The sequence below is a fragment of the Pseudomonas sp. AGC41 genome (assembly GCF_057334555.1).
Window position 1 is genome coordinate 17,547 of record NZ_JBHFJB010000084.1, and the last position, 12,820, is coordinate 30,366.

Annotated in this window: 17 protein-coding genes and 1 tRNA gene; 3 read left to right on the forward strand and 15 right to left on the reverse strand. The window is 59.1% G+C overall.

Annotated features, from left to right (window positions below):
- Positions 1-214: 214 nt before the first annotated feature.
- The 9 genes from ACE04F_RS15365 to thrS form a co-directional block, all read right to left on the reverse strand.
- A tRNA-Pro gene (locus ACE04F_RS15365) sits at positions 215-291 on the reverse strand.
- A 90-nt stretch (positions 292-381) separates the two neighbouring features.
- Positions 382-738, reverse strand: coding sequence for a MerR family transcriptional regulator (locus ACE04F_RS15370; protein WP_003179985.1), 357 nt, complete (start codon positions 736-738; stop codon positions 382-384).
- Complete coding sequence (gene ihfA, locus ACE04F_RS15375) at positions 719-1,021, reverse strand: integration host factor subunit alpha (RefSeq protein WP_002553164.1); 303 nt, start codon at positions 1,019-1,021, stop codon at positions 719-721. Before ihfA ends, ACE04F_RS15370 begins: the two co-directional genes overlap by 20 nt.
- Before the next feature lie 3 nt (positions 1,022-1,024).
- Positions 1,025-3,403: a phenylalanine--tRNA ligase subunit beta gene (gene pheT / locus ACE04F_RS15380; RefSeq protein ID WP_486107956.1), complete on the reverse strand. Its 2,379-nt coding sequence runs from the start codon at positions 3,401-3,403 to the stop codon at positions 1,025-1,027.
- Positions 3,404-3,439: 36 nt separating this feature from the next.
- A complete protein-coding gene (gene pheS / locus ACE04F_RS15385) occupies positions 3,440-4,456 on the reverse strand; it encodes a phenylalanine--tRNA ligase subunit alpha (protein ID WP_003203624.1) in 1,017 nt (338 codons plus the stop codon).
- 109 nt (positions 4,457-4,565) lie between these two features.
- The gene (rplT, locus tag ACE04F_RS15390; protein ID WP_002553161.1) at positions 4,566-4,922 is read right to left on the reverse strand and encodes a 50S ribosomal protein L20; all 357 of its coding nucleotides are present in this window, start codon (positions 4,920-4,922) and stop codon (positions 4,566-4,568) included.
- Positions 4,923-4,952: 30 nt separating this feature from the next.
- Positions 4,953-5,147, reverse strand: a complete 195-nt coding sequence (gene rpmI / locus ACE04F_RS15395; protein ID WP_002553160.1) for a 50S ribosomal protein L35 — start codon at positions 5,145-5,147, stop codon at positions 4,953-4,955.
- A gap of 60 nt (positions 5,148-5,207) precedes the next feature.
- Positions 5,208-5,759 carry a translation initiation factor IF-3 gene (infC, locus tag ACE04F_RS15400; RefSeq protein ID WP_169432615.1) on the reverse strand — a complete coding sequence of 184 codons (552 nt, stop codon included), beginning with the start codon at positions 5,757-5,759 and terminating at the stop codon, positions 5,208-5,210.
- Positions 5,759-7,681 (reverse strand): threonine--tRNA ligase, encoded by a 1,923-nt coding sequence (gene thrS, locus ACE04F_RS15405; RefSeq protein ID WP_305495660.1) that lies wholly within the window; start codon positions 7,679-7,681, stop codon positions 5,759-5,761. Before thrS ends, infC begins: the two co-directional genes overlap by 1 nt.
- A 373-nt stretch (positions 7,682-8,054) precedes the next feature.
- On the opposite strand from thrS, the gene ACE04F_RS15410 reads away from it, so the two are divergent.
- Both ACE04F_RS15410 and ACE04F_RS15415 read left to right on the forward strand, forming a co-directional pair.
- On the forward strand, positions 8,055-8,357 hold the full coding sequence (locus ACE04F_RS15410) for a hypothetical protein (protein ID WP_486107959.1): 303 nt from the start codon (positions 8,055-8,057) through the stop codon (positions 8,355-8,357).
- Between the two features lie 289 nt (positions 8,358-8,646).
- The gene (locus ACE04F_RS15415) at positions 8,647-8,859 is read left to right on the forward strand and encodes a cold-shock protein (protein WP_003179963.1); all 213 of its coding nucleotides are present in this window, start codon (positions 8,647-8,649) and stop codon (positions 8,857-8,859) included.
- A 68-nt stretch (positions 8,860-8,927) separates the two neighbouring features.
- Here the strand turns inward: ACE04F_RS15415 and ACE04F_RS15420 are convergent, their stop codons facing one another.
- Together ACE04F_RS15420 and ACE04F_RS15425 are read right to left on the reverse strand one after the other, a co-directional pair.
- Positions 8,928-9,242 carry an I78 family peptidase inhibitor gene (locus ACE04F_RS15420; RefSeq protein ID WP_486107961.1) on the reverse strand — a complete coding sequence of 105 codons (315 nt, stop codon included), beginning with the start codon at positions 9,240-9,242 and terminating at the stop codon, positions 8,928-8,930.
- 162 nt (positions 9,243-9,404) lie between these two features.
- Positions 9,405-9,710: a hypothetical protein gene (locus ACE04F_RS15425; RefSeq protein WP_434569077.1), complete on the reverse strand. Its 306-nt coding sequence runs from the start codon at positions 9,708-9,710 to the stop codon at positions 9,405-9,407.
- Between the two features lie 130 nt (positions 9,711-9,840).
- Here ACE04F_RS15425 and ACE04F_RS15430 point away from each other — a divergent pair, with 130 nt between their 5' ends.
- Positions 9,841-10,038: a hypothetical protein gene (locus ACE04F_RS15430; RefSeq protein WP_305495666.1), complete on the forward strand. Its 198-nt coding sequence runs from the start codon at positions 9,841-9,843 to the stop codon at positions 10,036-10,038.
- 41 nt (positions 10,039-10,079) lie between these two features.
- On the opposite strand, the gene ACE04F_RS15435 is transcribed toward ACE04F_RS15430, so the two are convergent.
- The 4 genes from ACE04F_RS15435 to ACE04F_RS15450 form a co-directional block, all read right to left on the reverse strand.
- A complete protein-coding gene (locus ACE04F_RS15435; RefSeq protein WP_486107964.1) occupies positions 10,080-11,108 on the reverse strand; it encodes a nucleoside hydrolase in 1,029 nt (342 codons plus the stop codon).
- A 28-nt stretch (positions 11,109-11,136) separates the two neighbouring features.
- Positions 11,137-11,541, reverse strand: a complete 405-nt coding sequence (rbsD, locus tag ACE04F_RS15440; RefSeq protein ID WP_486107966.1) for a D-ribose pyranase — start codon at positions 11,539-11,541, stop codon at positions 11,137-11,139.
- Complete coding sequence (gene rbsK / locus ACE04F_RS15445; protein ID WP_434695229.1) at positions 11,538-12,452, reverse strand: ribokinase; 915 nt, start codon at positions 12,450-12,452, stop codon at positions 11,538-11,540. Before rbsK ends, rbsD begins: the two co-directional genes overlap by 4 nt.
- Positions 12,453-12,475: 23 nt before the next feature.
- A partial coding sequence (locus ACE04F_RS15450; protein ID WP_486107968.1) for a substrate-binding domain-containing protein occupies positions 12,476-12,820 on the reverse strand: 345 nt, incomplete at its 5' end.

The window sequence follows — 12,820 nt, forward strand, 5'->3', positions numbered from 1 at the left end:
CCGAGGGAGCTTGCTCCCGCTCGGCTGCGAAGCAGTCGTAAAAACCAGCGGGTGCGGTGGGTCTGATGCTCCGCGCTCGGCAGGTTTTGGGGCCGCTTCGCGGCCCAGCGGGAGCAAGCCCCCTCGCCACGTTTTTTGCAGAATTAAGTCCCGCAAAACTCCCGCCCATGAAAAAGCCCAACTTGTTAGAGTTGGGCTAAGACATTGAATAATATGGTCGGGACGGAGTGATTCGAACACTCGACCCCTAGCACCCCATGCTAGTGCGCTACCGGACTGCGCTACGCCCCGACTAGGCGTGAATCTTGTTCCGCTTCTCAACGGAACGCTCAGGAATATATCGCAAGCTTTTGAAAACTGGAAGTATTTAAAAGCAGAAATTTATTTCTTGAGCACCACCAGTACATCTTCAAGCTCGGCGATCATCTGGCGGATCATCTGTTTGTACTGGGTTGTGTCGTCTTTGGCCTCATCACCGGAGAGGCGCAGGCGCGCGCCGCCGATGGTGAACCCCTGGTCGTACAGCAGCGCGCGGATCTGGCGGATCATCAGCACATCCTGGCGCTGATAATACCGGCGGTTTCCGCGGCGCTTGACCGGGTTGAGTTGAGGAAACTCCTGCTCCCAATAGCGCAGCACATGCGGTTTTACCGCACACAGCTCGCTGACTTCACCGATGGTGAAGTAGCGTTTGCCTGGGATGACGGGTAGCTCGTCGTTATGACTTGGTTCCAGCATAAGCCTCAACTCGGGCCTTCAACTTCTGCCCTGGACGAAAGGTGACCACACGGCGAGCCGTGATCGGGATTTCTTCTCCCGTTTTCGGATTGCGGCCAGGCCGCTGGCGTTTGTCCCGAAGGTCGAAATTGCCGAAACCGGACAATTTGACCTGTTCGTTGTCTTCGAGAGCGTGCCTGATTTCTTCGAAAAACAGTTCGACCAATTCTTTGGCCTCCCGTTTATTCAGGCCCAACTCCTCATACAGACGTTCCGCCATCTCAGCTTTCGTCAGAGCCCCCATACGTCACTTCCTTAACGTGGCGTTCAACCTGTGTTCGAGCGAGGTGAGGATATTCTGCGTTGCGGTATTCACCTCATCGTCGTTAAGAGTGCGCGATGGATGCTGCCAGGTCAAGCCGACTGCAAGGCTTTTTCTATGCGGATCAATGCCTTTACCCTGATACACGTCAAATAGCCTGAGGTCCGTCAGCCATTCGCCTGCATTTTCACGGATTACTGCCAGTACATCGCTGGATGCAACGCCGACATCGGCCACCAGGGCAAGGTCACGACGCACTTCAGGAAAGCGCGACAACTCCTGGAATTTCGGCATTTTTCCTTGAGCGACTTCGGCCAGCACCAGCTCGAAAACGAAGACCGGACGGTCGAGGCCCAGGGTCTTCGACAATTCAGGGTGAATCGCCCCGACATAACCGACTTCGCGCCCGTCTCGCTCGATGCGCGCGGTTTGGCCCGGGTGCAGCGCCGGATGCTTGCCCGGCACGAAGGTGAACACGTCAAGCGCGCCGGCGAAGCCCAGCACCGCTTCCACGTCAGCCTTGACGTCGAAGAAGTCGACGACATCGCGACCTTGCGCCCAGCCTTCCGGCAGGCGGCTGCCACAGACGACACCGGCCAGCATCGGCTCTTGTTTCAATCCGTCCAGTTGCCCAACGAAGCGCAGGCCACTTTCGAACAGACGCACGCGGTCCTGCTGGCGGTTGAGGTTGTGCTGCAACGACTTGACCAGGCCCGGCCACAAGGACGAACGCATGGCCGCCATGTCGTTGGAGATCGGGTTGGCCAGCAGCAGCGGCTCGACACCCGGGCTGAAGAGCTCGAACTGACGCGGATCGATGAAGCTGTAGGTGATCGCTTCCTGATAACCACGGGCCACCAGCAGGCGGCGCAGTTCCGGCAGCTCGCTACGCGCCTCAGCCTTGGCCTGTGGAGCCAGGCGGGCTTGCGGGTAGCGAACCGGCAGACGGTTGTAGCCGTACAGGCGGGCCAGTTCTTCGATCAGGTCGACTTCCAGGCTGATATCGAAGCGATGGCTTGGCACTTCAACCTGCCACTGCCCTTCCCCGTCGGCGCGGATGTTCAGGCCCAAGGCGCTGAGCAGGCGCTCGACTTCGGCCGAGTCCATTTCCATGCCCAGCATCTGGGTGATGCGCTGGGCACGCAGGGTCACCGGCGCGATCTTCGGCAAATGCTGCTCGCTGACCGTCTCGATAATCGGGCCGGCTTCGCCACCGGTGATTTCCAGCAGCAGGCCAGTGGCGCGCTCCATGGCTTCCCGGGCCAGCTGCCAATCCACGCCACGCTCGTAGCGGTGCGAGGCGTCGGTGTGCAGGCCGTAGGAACGAGCCTTGCCAGCGACGGCGATCTGGTCGAAGAACGCGCTTTCGAGGAACACATCACGGGTCGTCTTGGAGACGCCACTGTGCTCGCCGCCCATCACGCCGGCAATCGCCAGGGCGCGGGTGTGGTCGGCAATCACCAGTGTGTCGCTGCGCAGGGTCACTTCCTGGCCGTCGAGCAGTACCAGCTTCTCGCCTTCATCGGCCATGCGCACGCGGATGCCGCCGTTGATTTCAGCCAGGTCGAATGCGTGCAGCGGTTGGCCCAGTTCAAGCATCACATAGTTGGTGATGTCGACGGCCGCGTCGATGCTGCGCACGTCGGCGCGCCGCAGGCGCTCGACCATCCACAGCGGGGTCGGCTTCGACAGGTCGACGTTGCGGATCACACGACCCAGGTAACGCGGGCATGCGGCCGGCGCGAGCACTTCAACCGGGCGCACTTCATCATGCACTGCCGGAACGACCGCGACCGCAGGGCGGGTTACCGGAGCGTCATACAAGGCGCCCACTTCGCGCGCCAGACCGGCGAGGGACAGGCAGTCGCCACGGTTCGGCGTCAGGTCAACTTCGATGCTGGCATCGTCCAGGCCCAGGTATTCACGAATGTCCTGGCCAACCGGTGCGTCGGCCGGCAGTTCCATCAGGCCGTCATTGCCTTCGCCAATCTGCAGTTCGGCCTGGGAGCACAACATGCCGTTGGATTCGACGCCGCGCAGCTTGGCTTTCTTGATCTTGAAGTCGCCCGGCAGTTCGGCGCCGATCATGGCGAACGGAATCTTCAGGCCCGGGCGCACATTGGGCGCGCCGCAGACGACCTGGAAAGTCTCCGAGCCATTGTTGACCTGGCAAACCCGCAATTTGTCGGCGTCCGGATGCTGCTCGGTGCTCAGCACCTCGCCCACGACCACACCGCTGAACTCACCGGCGGCCGGCGTCACGCTATCGACCTCAAGGCCGGCCATTGACAGGCGAGCAACCAGCTCGTCCTGGCTAACCTGCGGGCTTACCCAGCCGCGCAGCCATTGTTCACTGAATTTCATCCTGCTCCCCTTAATAAATTCGTTACCGACTGCGACCTAGCGAAATTGCGCAAGGAATCGCAAGTCGTTGTCGAAGAACAGGCGCAAGTCATTCACACCGTAACGCAGCATGGCCAGGCGCTCGACGCCCATGCCGAAGGCAAAGCCGGAGAACTCTTCCGGATCGATCCCGGACATGCGCAGCACGTTCGGATGAACCATGCCGCAGCCCATGACTTCCAGCCAGCCGGTCTGTTTGCAGACGCGGCAGCCTTTGCCGCTGCACATCACGCATTCCATGTCGACTTCCGCCGATGGCTCGGTGAACGGGAAGTACGAAGGGCGGAAACGCACGGCCAGTTCTTTTTCGAAGAACACCCGCAGGAACTCTTCGATAGTGCCTTTCAGGTCGGCGAAATTGATGTCGCGATCCACCAGCAGGCCTTCAACCTGATGGAACATCGGCGAGTGGGTGATATCGGAGTCGCTACGGTACACACGGCCTGGGCAGACGATGCGGATCGGCGGCTGTTGCGATTCCATGGTGCGGACCTGTACCGGCGAGGTATGGGTGCGCAACAGCATGTTCGCATTGAAATAGAAGGTGTCATGCATCGACCGGGCCGGGTGATGGCCTGGGATGTTGAGCGCTTCGAAGTTGTGGTAGTCGTCTTCGACCTCAGGGCCCTCGGCGATGCCGTAGCCTATATGGGTGAAGAACTGCTCGATGCGCTCCAGGGTGCGGGTCACCGGATGCAGGCCACCGGAAGTCTGGCCACGGCCAGGCAGGGTCACGTCGATGGACTCGGCGGCGAGTTTGGCAGCCAGATCCGCCTCCTCGAACAACGCCTTGCGCGCATTGAGGACCTCTGTGACACGCTCCTTGGCGACGTTGATCAGCGCACCGACCTGCGGACGCTCTTCAGCCGGCAGGTTCCCCAGGGTCTTCATCACCTGAGTCAACTCGCCTTTCTTGCCAAGGTAGTGAACCCGGATTTGCTCCAGGGCATTGATATCTTCAGCGCTTTGCACAGCCTCTAGTGCTTGAGCGACCAGCGCGTCCAGGTTTTCCATGTACAGACTCCAGATACAAAATAGGGGAAGAGCTTTAAGGCTCTTCCCCTATTTAAGACGTTTGACACCAGGGCCCACAGAGGTGGGCCCTGGTGACTGCCGGGGGTACTTAAGCCAAGGTGGCTTTAGCTTTCTCGACAATCGCAGCAAACGCCGCTTTTTCGTTCACTGCCAGATCAGCCAGAACCTTGCGGTCGATCTCGATGGACGCTTTTTTCAGGCCAGCGATGAAACGGCTGTAGGACAGACCGTTAACACGAGCACCAGCATTGATACGAGCGATCCACAGAGCGCGGAACTGACGTTTTTTCTGACGACGGTCACGGTAGGCGTATTGGCCTGCCTTGATTACCGCTTGCTTGGCAACACGGAATACGCGGGAACGCGCGCCGTAGTAGCCTTTAGCAAGTTTCAGAATTTTTTTGTGACGCTTACGGGCAATGACGCCACGCTTTACACGAGCCATGAGTTACTTCCTCTATTCTTGATCCAAAAATTAACGAAGGCGCAGCATGCGCTCGACTTTTGCCACGTCAGACGGATGCAGCAAGCTGCTACCGCGCAGTTGACGCTTACGCTTGGTCGACATTTTGGTCAGGATGTGGCTCTTGAAAGCGTGCTTGTGCTTGATACCGTTAGCAGTTTTCAGAAACCGCTTAGCAGCACCACTTTTAGTCTTCATCTTTGGCATGTTCGGATACTCCGCATTCAGTTGATAAACATAATCGCAAGGCCTGCCGTGCCCTGTTGATTACTTCTTCTTTTTCGGGGCGATGACCATGATCAGCTGGCGTCCTTCCATCTTAGGATGCTGTTCGACCGAACCGTACTCGAGCAGGTCTTGTTCAACCCGCTTGAGGAGTTCCATCCCCAGCTCCTGGTGGGCCATCTCACGGCCGCGGAATCGCAAGGATACCTTGGCCCTGTCCCCATCACTCAGGAAACGTACCAGGTTGCGCAGTTTTACCTGGTAATCCCCTTCCTCCGTCCCTGGACGAAACTTGATTTCTTTTACCTGAATCTGCTTCTGGTTTTTCTTCGCCGCGGCAATCTGCTTCTTCTTTTCGAAGATCGACTTGCCGTAGTCCATCACCCGGCAAACAGGTGGGACTGCGTCCGCGGAAATTTCCACCAGATCAAGCTTGGCTTCTTCAGCAATACGAAGCGCTTCATCAATCGAGACGATGCCAATCTGCTCGCCATCAGCGCCAATTAACCGAACCTCGCGTGCCGAGATATTCTCGTTGATCGGGGCTTTCGGTGCAGCTCGTTTATCTTGTCTCATTTCACGCTTAATAATAATTACTCCGAATCTGGGCGACCACGCCGGGAAACCGCTTGCGCGAGAAACTCAGCGAATTCGGCGACGGGCATCGAGCCCAGGTCAGCACCTTCACGAGTACGCACAGCGACAGTCTGCATCTCGACCTCCCGATCTCCGATAACCAAGAGAAAGGGAACCTTGAGCAAAGTATGCTCGCGGATTTTAAAGCCGATCTTTTCATTTCTCAAGTCGGACTTGGCACGAAATCCGCTTTGGTTGAGAGTTTTTTCGACTTCAGCGGCAAAATCTGCCTGTTTATCAGTGATATTCATGATCACTGCCTGGGTCGGCGCCAGCCACGCAGGGAACGCGCCCTCGTAGTGTTCGATCAGGATCCCGACGAAACGCTCGAAGGAACCGAGGATCGCGCGGTGAAGCATGACCGGATGCTTGCGGCTGTTGTCTTCGGACACATATTCAGCGCCCAGACGGATCGGCAGGTTAAAATCGAGCTGCAGGGTACCACACTGCCAGACGCGACCAAGGCAATCTTTCAGCGAGAATTCGATCTTCGGACCGTAGAAGGCGCCCTCGCCCGGCTGCAGATCGTACGCAAGGCCCGCGCTGTCGAGCGCAGCGGCCAGGGCTGCTTCGGCGCGATCCCACAATTCGTCGGAGCCGACGCGTTTTTCCGGACGAGTGGACAGCTTCATCTCGACTTCGGTGAAGCCGAAGTCCCGGTAGACGTCCATGGTCAGTTTGATGAACGCGGCGGATTCGGCCTGCATCTGCTCTTCGGTGCAGAAAATGTGGGCGTCGTCCTGGGTAAAGGCCCGCACGCGCATGATGCCGTGCAGTGCGCCTGATGGCTCGTTGCGGTGGCAGGCACCGAACTCGGCCAGGCGCATCGGCAATTCACGGTAGCTTTTCAGACCCTGGTTGAACACCTGCACGTGACACGGGCAGTTCATCGGCTTGATGGCGTAGTCGCGGTTTTCCGACTGGGTGGTGAACATGTTGTCGGCGTAGTTGGCCCAGTGCCCGGACTTCTCCCACAGGCTGCGGTCAACCACTTGCGGCGTCTTGATCTCCAGATAGCCGTTTTCGCGCTGGACCTGGCGCATGTATTGCTCAAGCACCTGATACAGCGTCCAGCCATTCGGGTGCCAGAACACCATGCCTGGGGATTCCTCCTGGGTATGGAACAGGCCGAGGCGCTTGCCGATCTTGCGGTGGTCGCGTTTTTCCGCTTCCTCGATGCGCTGGATGTAGGCCGCCAGCTGCTTCTTGTCGGCCCAGGCAGTACCGTAGACGCGCTGCAACTGTTCGTTCTTCGCATCGCCACGCCAGTAGGCGCCGGACAGTTTGGTCAGCTTGAAGGACTTCAGGAAACGGGTGTTCGGCACGTGCGGGCCGCGGCACATGTCGACGTATTCTTCGTGGTAGTACAGGCCCATGGCCTGCTCGTCCGGCATGTCTTCCACCAGACGCAGCTTGTAGTCCTCGCCACGGGCCTTGAAGACCTCAATGACTTCGGCGCGCGGGGTGACCTTCTTGATGACGTCGTAGTCTTTCTCGATCAGCTGCTGCATGCGCTGTTCGATGGCGGCCATGTCGTCCGGGGTAAAAGGACGCTCGAAGGCGATGTCGTAATAAAAGCCTTCGTCGATGACCGGACCGATGACCATTTTCGCGCTCGGATACAGCTGCTTGACCGCATGGCCAACCAGGTGCGCGCAAGAGTGGCGAATGATCTCCAGCCCCTCTTCGTCCTTGGGCGTGATGATTTGCAGCGTGGCATCGCTGTCGATGACATCGCTGGCATCGACCAGCTTGCCGTTGACCTTGCCGGCCAGGGTGGCCTTGGCCAGGCCCGCGCCGATGGATGCGGCGACCTCGGCTACGGAAACCGGGTGGTCGAATGAACGTTGACTGCCGTCGGGAAGAGTAATAGTTGGCATGGCGCCTCCTCTCCTAGTGGTGACCCCTACCAAAGGTCACGTGGGTTGGGATGAGCCAGTACAAGATCCAGTCCAGGCCGTTCAATGAAGAACGCCTGCCTTACAGCGGCAGGAGCCTTGCGGCCAACCGGGAAACCGAACCAGAGTGACTGGGATTCAAATCAGGGTTGATCGAACATTTACCGCCGCCGGGGCCTGTTGCCTCCGGAGCCTGAGAAATACCCGAGCCCGGCATCCTAGCACAGATGAACGGTCATCGCCGCGCCTGGATCGAAGCCGGCGTAAACTGACGATTTTTATGCCAGAGTGCTGAACCGAAGCATCTGCAACACCTCAGATAACAAGACATCGACCCAGAAAGGAGCATCCCCGCATGCGTCTGAACACCCTATTGGCAGTAGTCGCCCCCCTCGCCCTGCTGCTCCCGCTGAGCGCTCACGCCGAATGGCCCAAGGGCGAGCGCGAAAAATACATGCAGCAGTGCACTCAGGCGGCGACCCCGCAGATCGGCGCAGCTGCGGCCAAGGCCCATTGCGCCTGTGGCGCGGACGCGATCAAATCCTACCCGGCGAGCGATATCCAGGCACTGATGGACAATAAGGCCACCCCTGAACTGCAGCAGAAAGCGCTCGGCCAGATCGCCAAATGCAAGGCCAATCCACCCGCGAAAAAATGAGTGATCGAGCCCCCGGAGACGGCTCGGAACCGCTGAAAAGGCTTGGATAAGCGGCTTTTTTCAGGATTTATTCAGGTTTTACAGCTTTTTTTATCGTCTTTACGTTCGGCTGAAAGCCTTTGAAACCGGGGCTTCCAGCCGGTTCAGGGGGTAAAGGAAACACGACTGATTGGCAAACAGCTCGTCCGGGGGGCTCCCAAATCGAACATTTCGACTATGATACCCGGGTGTGCCCAGTTGGCCTGAGCAGCACAGTACACTGAAAATATATGTTTCTTGGAGATACACCATGTCTAATCGCCAAACCGGCACCGTTAAATGGTTCAACGATGAAAAAGGCTTCGGCTTCATCACTCCTCAAGGTGGCGGTGACGACCTGTTCGTACACTTCAAAGCTATCGAAAGCGACGGTTTCAAAAGCCTGAAAGAAGGCCAGACCGTTTCCTTCGTGGCTGAGAAAGGCCAAAAGGGTATGCAAGCTGCACAAGTTCGCCCAGAGTAATTTCCCGGCGCGCTAAAAAAACCCCGTCCATGTGACGGGGTTTTTTATGGCCTGCTGGAAACCGCCTGTCAGCCGCAGTTCACCCGATTGACCACCAGCTTGGCATCGGTGTTGAGGTTGAGTCGATCGGAGCGGTACTCAAGCGTGATCATATCGTTGGGTTTGAGAATCCGGGCATTCTGCGCGCCGGATCGAGTGCGCGCTTGCTCCAGCAATTGTGGCGAAGCCTGCTTGCCGACGGCAAACTCGGCGGCCTTGGCATCGCAGCGGGTATGGCCGGCCTCGGCTGCCACAGGATCAGGCGTCGACTCCGACGTGCTACTGCATCCGCTCAAGAACGTGGCGGCCAACAGCATATTCAATGACACGAGCTTCCAAGGCATGAAGCCTCCTTTTTCCGATGGATAGTAGTGAGCGTGCGACAGCCGGGATGACGCTTGGTTTCAACACCGGCGCTATCATTGCGCCCTCACTTGAAAAACCGGCAGTTTGCCCAAGCAGGACCGCCAGTCCAGAGCTGAATCGTGACTGAATATGAACGGTGCTCAATAAATATCGATGTAATCGAAGGGCGGGTTCGGCCAGTTGTCCTTCAGCGCGTTATAGATCTGCATGACCCAGACCTCGTCACTGGCCGCGACCCGGCCAACGTAGCCTGACCCTTTCGCCCATGTCTCGAGCCGGAACCGCAGGCCATCGATTTCAGCACCACCCACAATGCCTGAGGACAGATAGGCGATGCCGTCCTTGGTTACTCGCAGTTGGGTATGCTCGTCATCACTGGCAGAAGCCAGCAACTGGCGAACCGAGTCGAGGGTAAGTCCATCTGGTTTGTTCAGGTCGATCTGCATGCCAGGGCTCCTCGAAAAAATCAAAAGCCAAGTGTCGCATACCGCACTTCTGATGCCTAAGTCGCACTGCCAAAGCCGACGCAAAAATGCTTAACTCAGCCTACTGATCTCTCAACCTGCGAGCCCGACCATGAGCACCGTCAGCATCGAAGCCACCATCAATGCCAAATGGGCCCAGGGCCACAGCTCATACAGCCCGGGCAGCCCTGAGGAATTGGCAATCATCGGCATCGAGTTGTTGGTGAAAGAGCTCGGGACGCAAGGCGCTCAGAACTTCATCCAGCAGGCGTTCGAACGCTACCCGAGCATTATCGAGACGGTTGACTAGACCACCGCAAGCCGGCGCCTGCGGGGTCGCTGCGAGAGGGTCTACTTGAGGCGGGCCAGCCGCTCGGTCAACAGGTCGAAGAACCCCTGGGCATCGCCGTCCTTCACCCAGAAGGCATTCTTGGGCGCCTTGAGGCCGTCGTACCAATCGACGACCGTCTGCCCGAACGTCGGGCCTTCACGACTGTCCACCACCAGATTGACCGAGCGCCCGGTAAACAACTGCGGCTTGAGCAGATAGGCGATCACGGTCGCATCATGCACCGGCCCGCCGGTCATGCCGTAGTGCTCCATATCGCCCTTGACGTACTCATTGAGAATATTGCCTACCAGCTTGCTGGCGTTGTTGTTCAGCGCGGCGATCTGCTTGAGGCGGGCCTCGCTGGTGAGGATCTTGTGGGTCACGTCCAGTGGCAGATAGGTCAGCTTCAGCCCGCTTTTGGCGACTATCTCTGCCGCCTGGGGATCGGCGTACAGATTGAACTCCGCCACCGGCGTGATATTACCGCCGTTGAAATGCGCGCCGCCCATGATCACCACTTCCTTGATGCCCTGGGCGATGTCGGGCTCCTGGACGAGCGCCAGGGCCAGGTTGGTCTGCGGACCCAGCATCGCAATAGTGATGCTGTGTGGCTTGGCGGCCTTGAGCGTGTCGATCAGGTAGTTGACGGCGTTGCCCTGGGCCAAGCCTTTCTTCGGCTCATGCACCTCGACACCGGACAAACCTTCCTTGCCATGGATGTTTTCGGCGTAGATCGGCGTGCGCATCAACGGCTTCGGGGCACCCGCGTACACCGGAACCTCTTCACGCCCGGCCCACTCGCGGGCCAGGCGCGCGTTGCGGGATGTCTTGTCCAGGCGCACGTTACCGGCGACGGTGGTCAACGCCCGAATATGCAGCTCTTCGGGGGATGCCAGGGCAAACAACAACGCTACCACATCATCGGCGCCCGGATCGGTGTCGATGATCAGGTCGATTTTTTCCGCCGCCTGGGCGCTTGTAGCCGTGAGCAATGACAAAAGCAGCAGACTCCGCAACAGTTGATGCATTTTCTGAGCATAGCGGTGCATGGCGCACTCCTTGTGCTGGAGGGAAAACCTAGAACGTGACGCCGGCAATCAGCACCACGTTGCAGTATGGAGAACATTCTCCTGTACGAATGATCGCCCTCGCCTCGCGGCTGAGCGTCTTGAACTGTTCGTGGCTGACCAATTCCCGCGTGCCCAGCGCGCCTTCGGCATGCAGCGCCTGCAAAGTGGCCAGGGCCGACGGTTGTTTCTCGAGGATTTCCTGAGCCAGCACATGGCGCTCGACCTGCATTTCACTGAGCACCACTTTCAAGGTACTGACGAAATCCGGAACCCCATGGGTCAGCGCCAGGTCGATCAACTCGACGTGAGGCGGCACCGGCAGGCCTGCGTCGCCAATGACCACCTTGTCGCCATGACCGAGGGAGGCGATCAATCGCGACAGGGCGATGTTCAACAGAGGAGTTTTTTTCATGCTTCGAACGCCTGTACTTCCTGCAGGGTTGGAATGGAAGGCTGAGCACCCGCGCGGGTGACCGACAGTGCAGCGGCGACCTGGCCGAAACGAATAGCCTCGACCTCATTCTTGCCGCTGGCCAGGGCCGCGGCAAACCCGCCGACAAACGTATCGCCCGCCGCCGTGGTGTCCACCGCCTTGACCCGCGGCGCCGGGAAATGCTCGAAGCTCGAACCGTTGGCGAACATCAGCCCTTGGGCCCCCAGGGTCACGATCACCTTGCCGGCACCGGCGGCGATCAACTGGGTCGCGGCGGCTTCGGCGTTTTCCAGGGACTCCACCGCCAGGCCGCTGAGGATCGCCGCTTCACTTTCGTTGGGAATCAGGTAATCGACGCAGGCATACCAGTCGGCCGGCAATGCCCGAGAAGCGGGCGCCGGATTGAGGATGACGGTCTTGCCGAGTTCACGACCACGCTTGAGTGCATGGCCCACGGTTGCATCCGGCACTTCGAGCTGGCAGATGATGACCTCGGCGCTTTGCAGCACCGCGTCGAAACTGTCGAGCACGGCCGGCGTCAGCTCACCGTTGGCGCCGGCGACGATCACGATTGCATTCTGGCTGTTGTCATCGACCACGATCAGCGCCACGCCGCTGGAACCCTCGACGACACTGACGGCCTGGCAATCAATGCCTTCGGCCACCAGCGCACCGCGCAATTGCTGACCGTAGGCGTCACCGCCCACGCAACCGACCATCGACACTTGCGCCCCGAGGCGCGCGGCAGCCACCGCCTGGTTGGCGCCCTTGCCGCCGGGGATGGTGGAAAACGATTCCCCGATCAGCGTTTCACCGCCACGGGGCAGACGTGGCGCACGCGTCACCAGGTCCATGTTCAGGCTGCCTATTACCACTACTTTTGCTGGCATACATCATTACTCGTCAATTCGGTTCAGCGGTATTGGGCGAATGTACCGGACAGCGGTGCAGTCGATTCTCGCAAGACAATGCTCGGCGTCACGATCCGCTGCTCGGTGGCAAGCGTCGGCGTGGCGATCCGGCGTAACAGCACTTCGGCCGCCATCTCGCCGAGCTGCAGGATCGATTGGCCCACCGTGGTCAGCGCCGGGTAGACGTAACGGCTCATCTGGATGTCATCGAAGCCGATGATCGACAGCTCGCCGGGCACCCGCACGTTGCGTTCGGCGGCGGCGCGCAGCGCACCGATGCCGATCATATCGTTGGCGGCGAAGATCGCGCTGGGCGGCTGCTGCTCAAGCAGTTGCGCCGCCGCGCG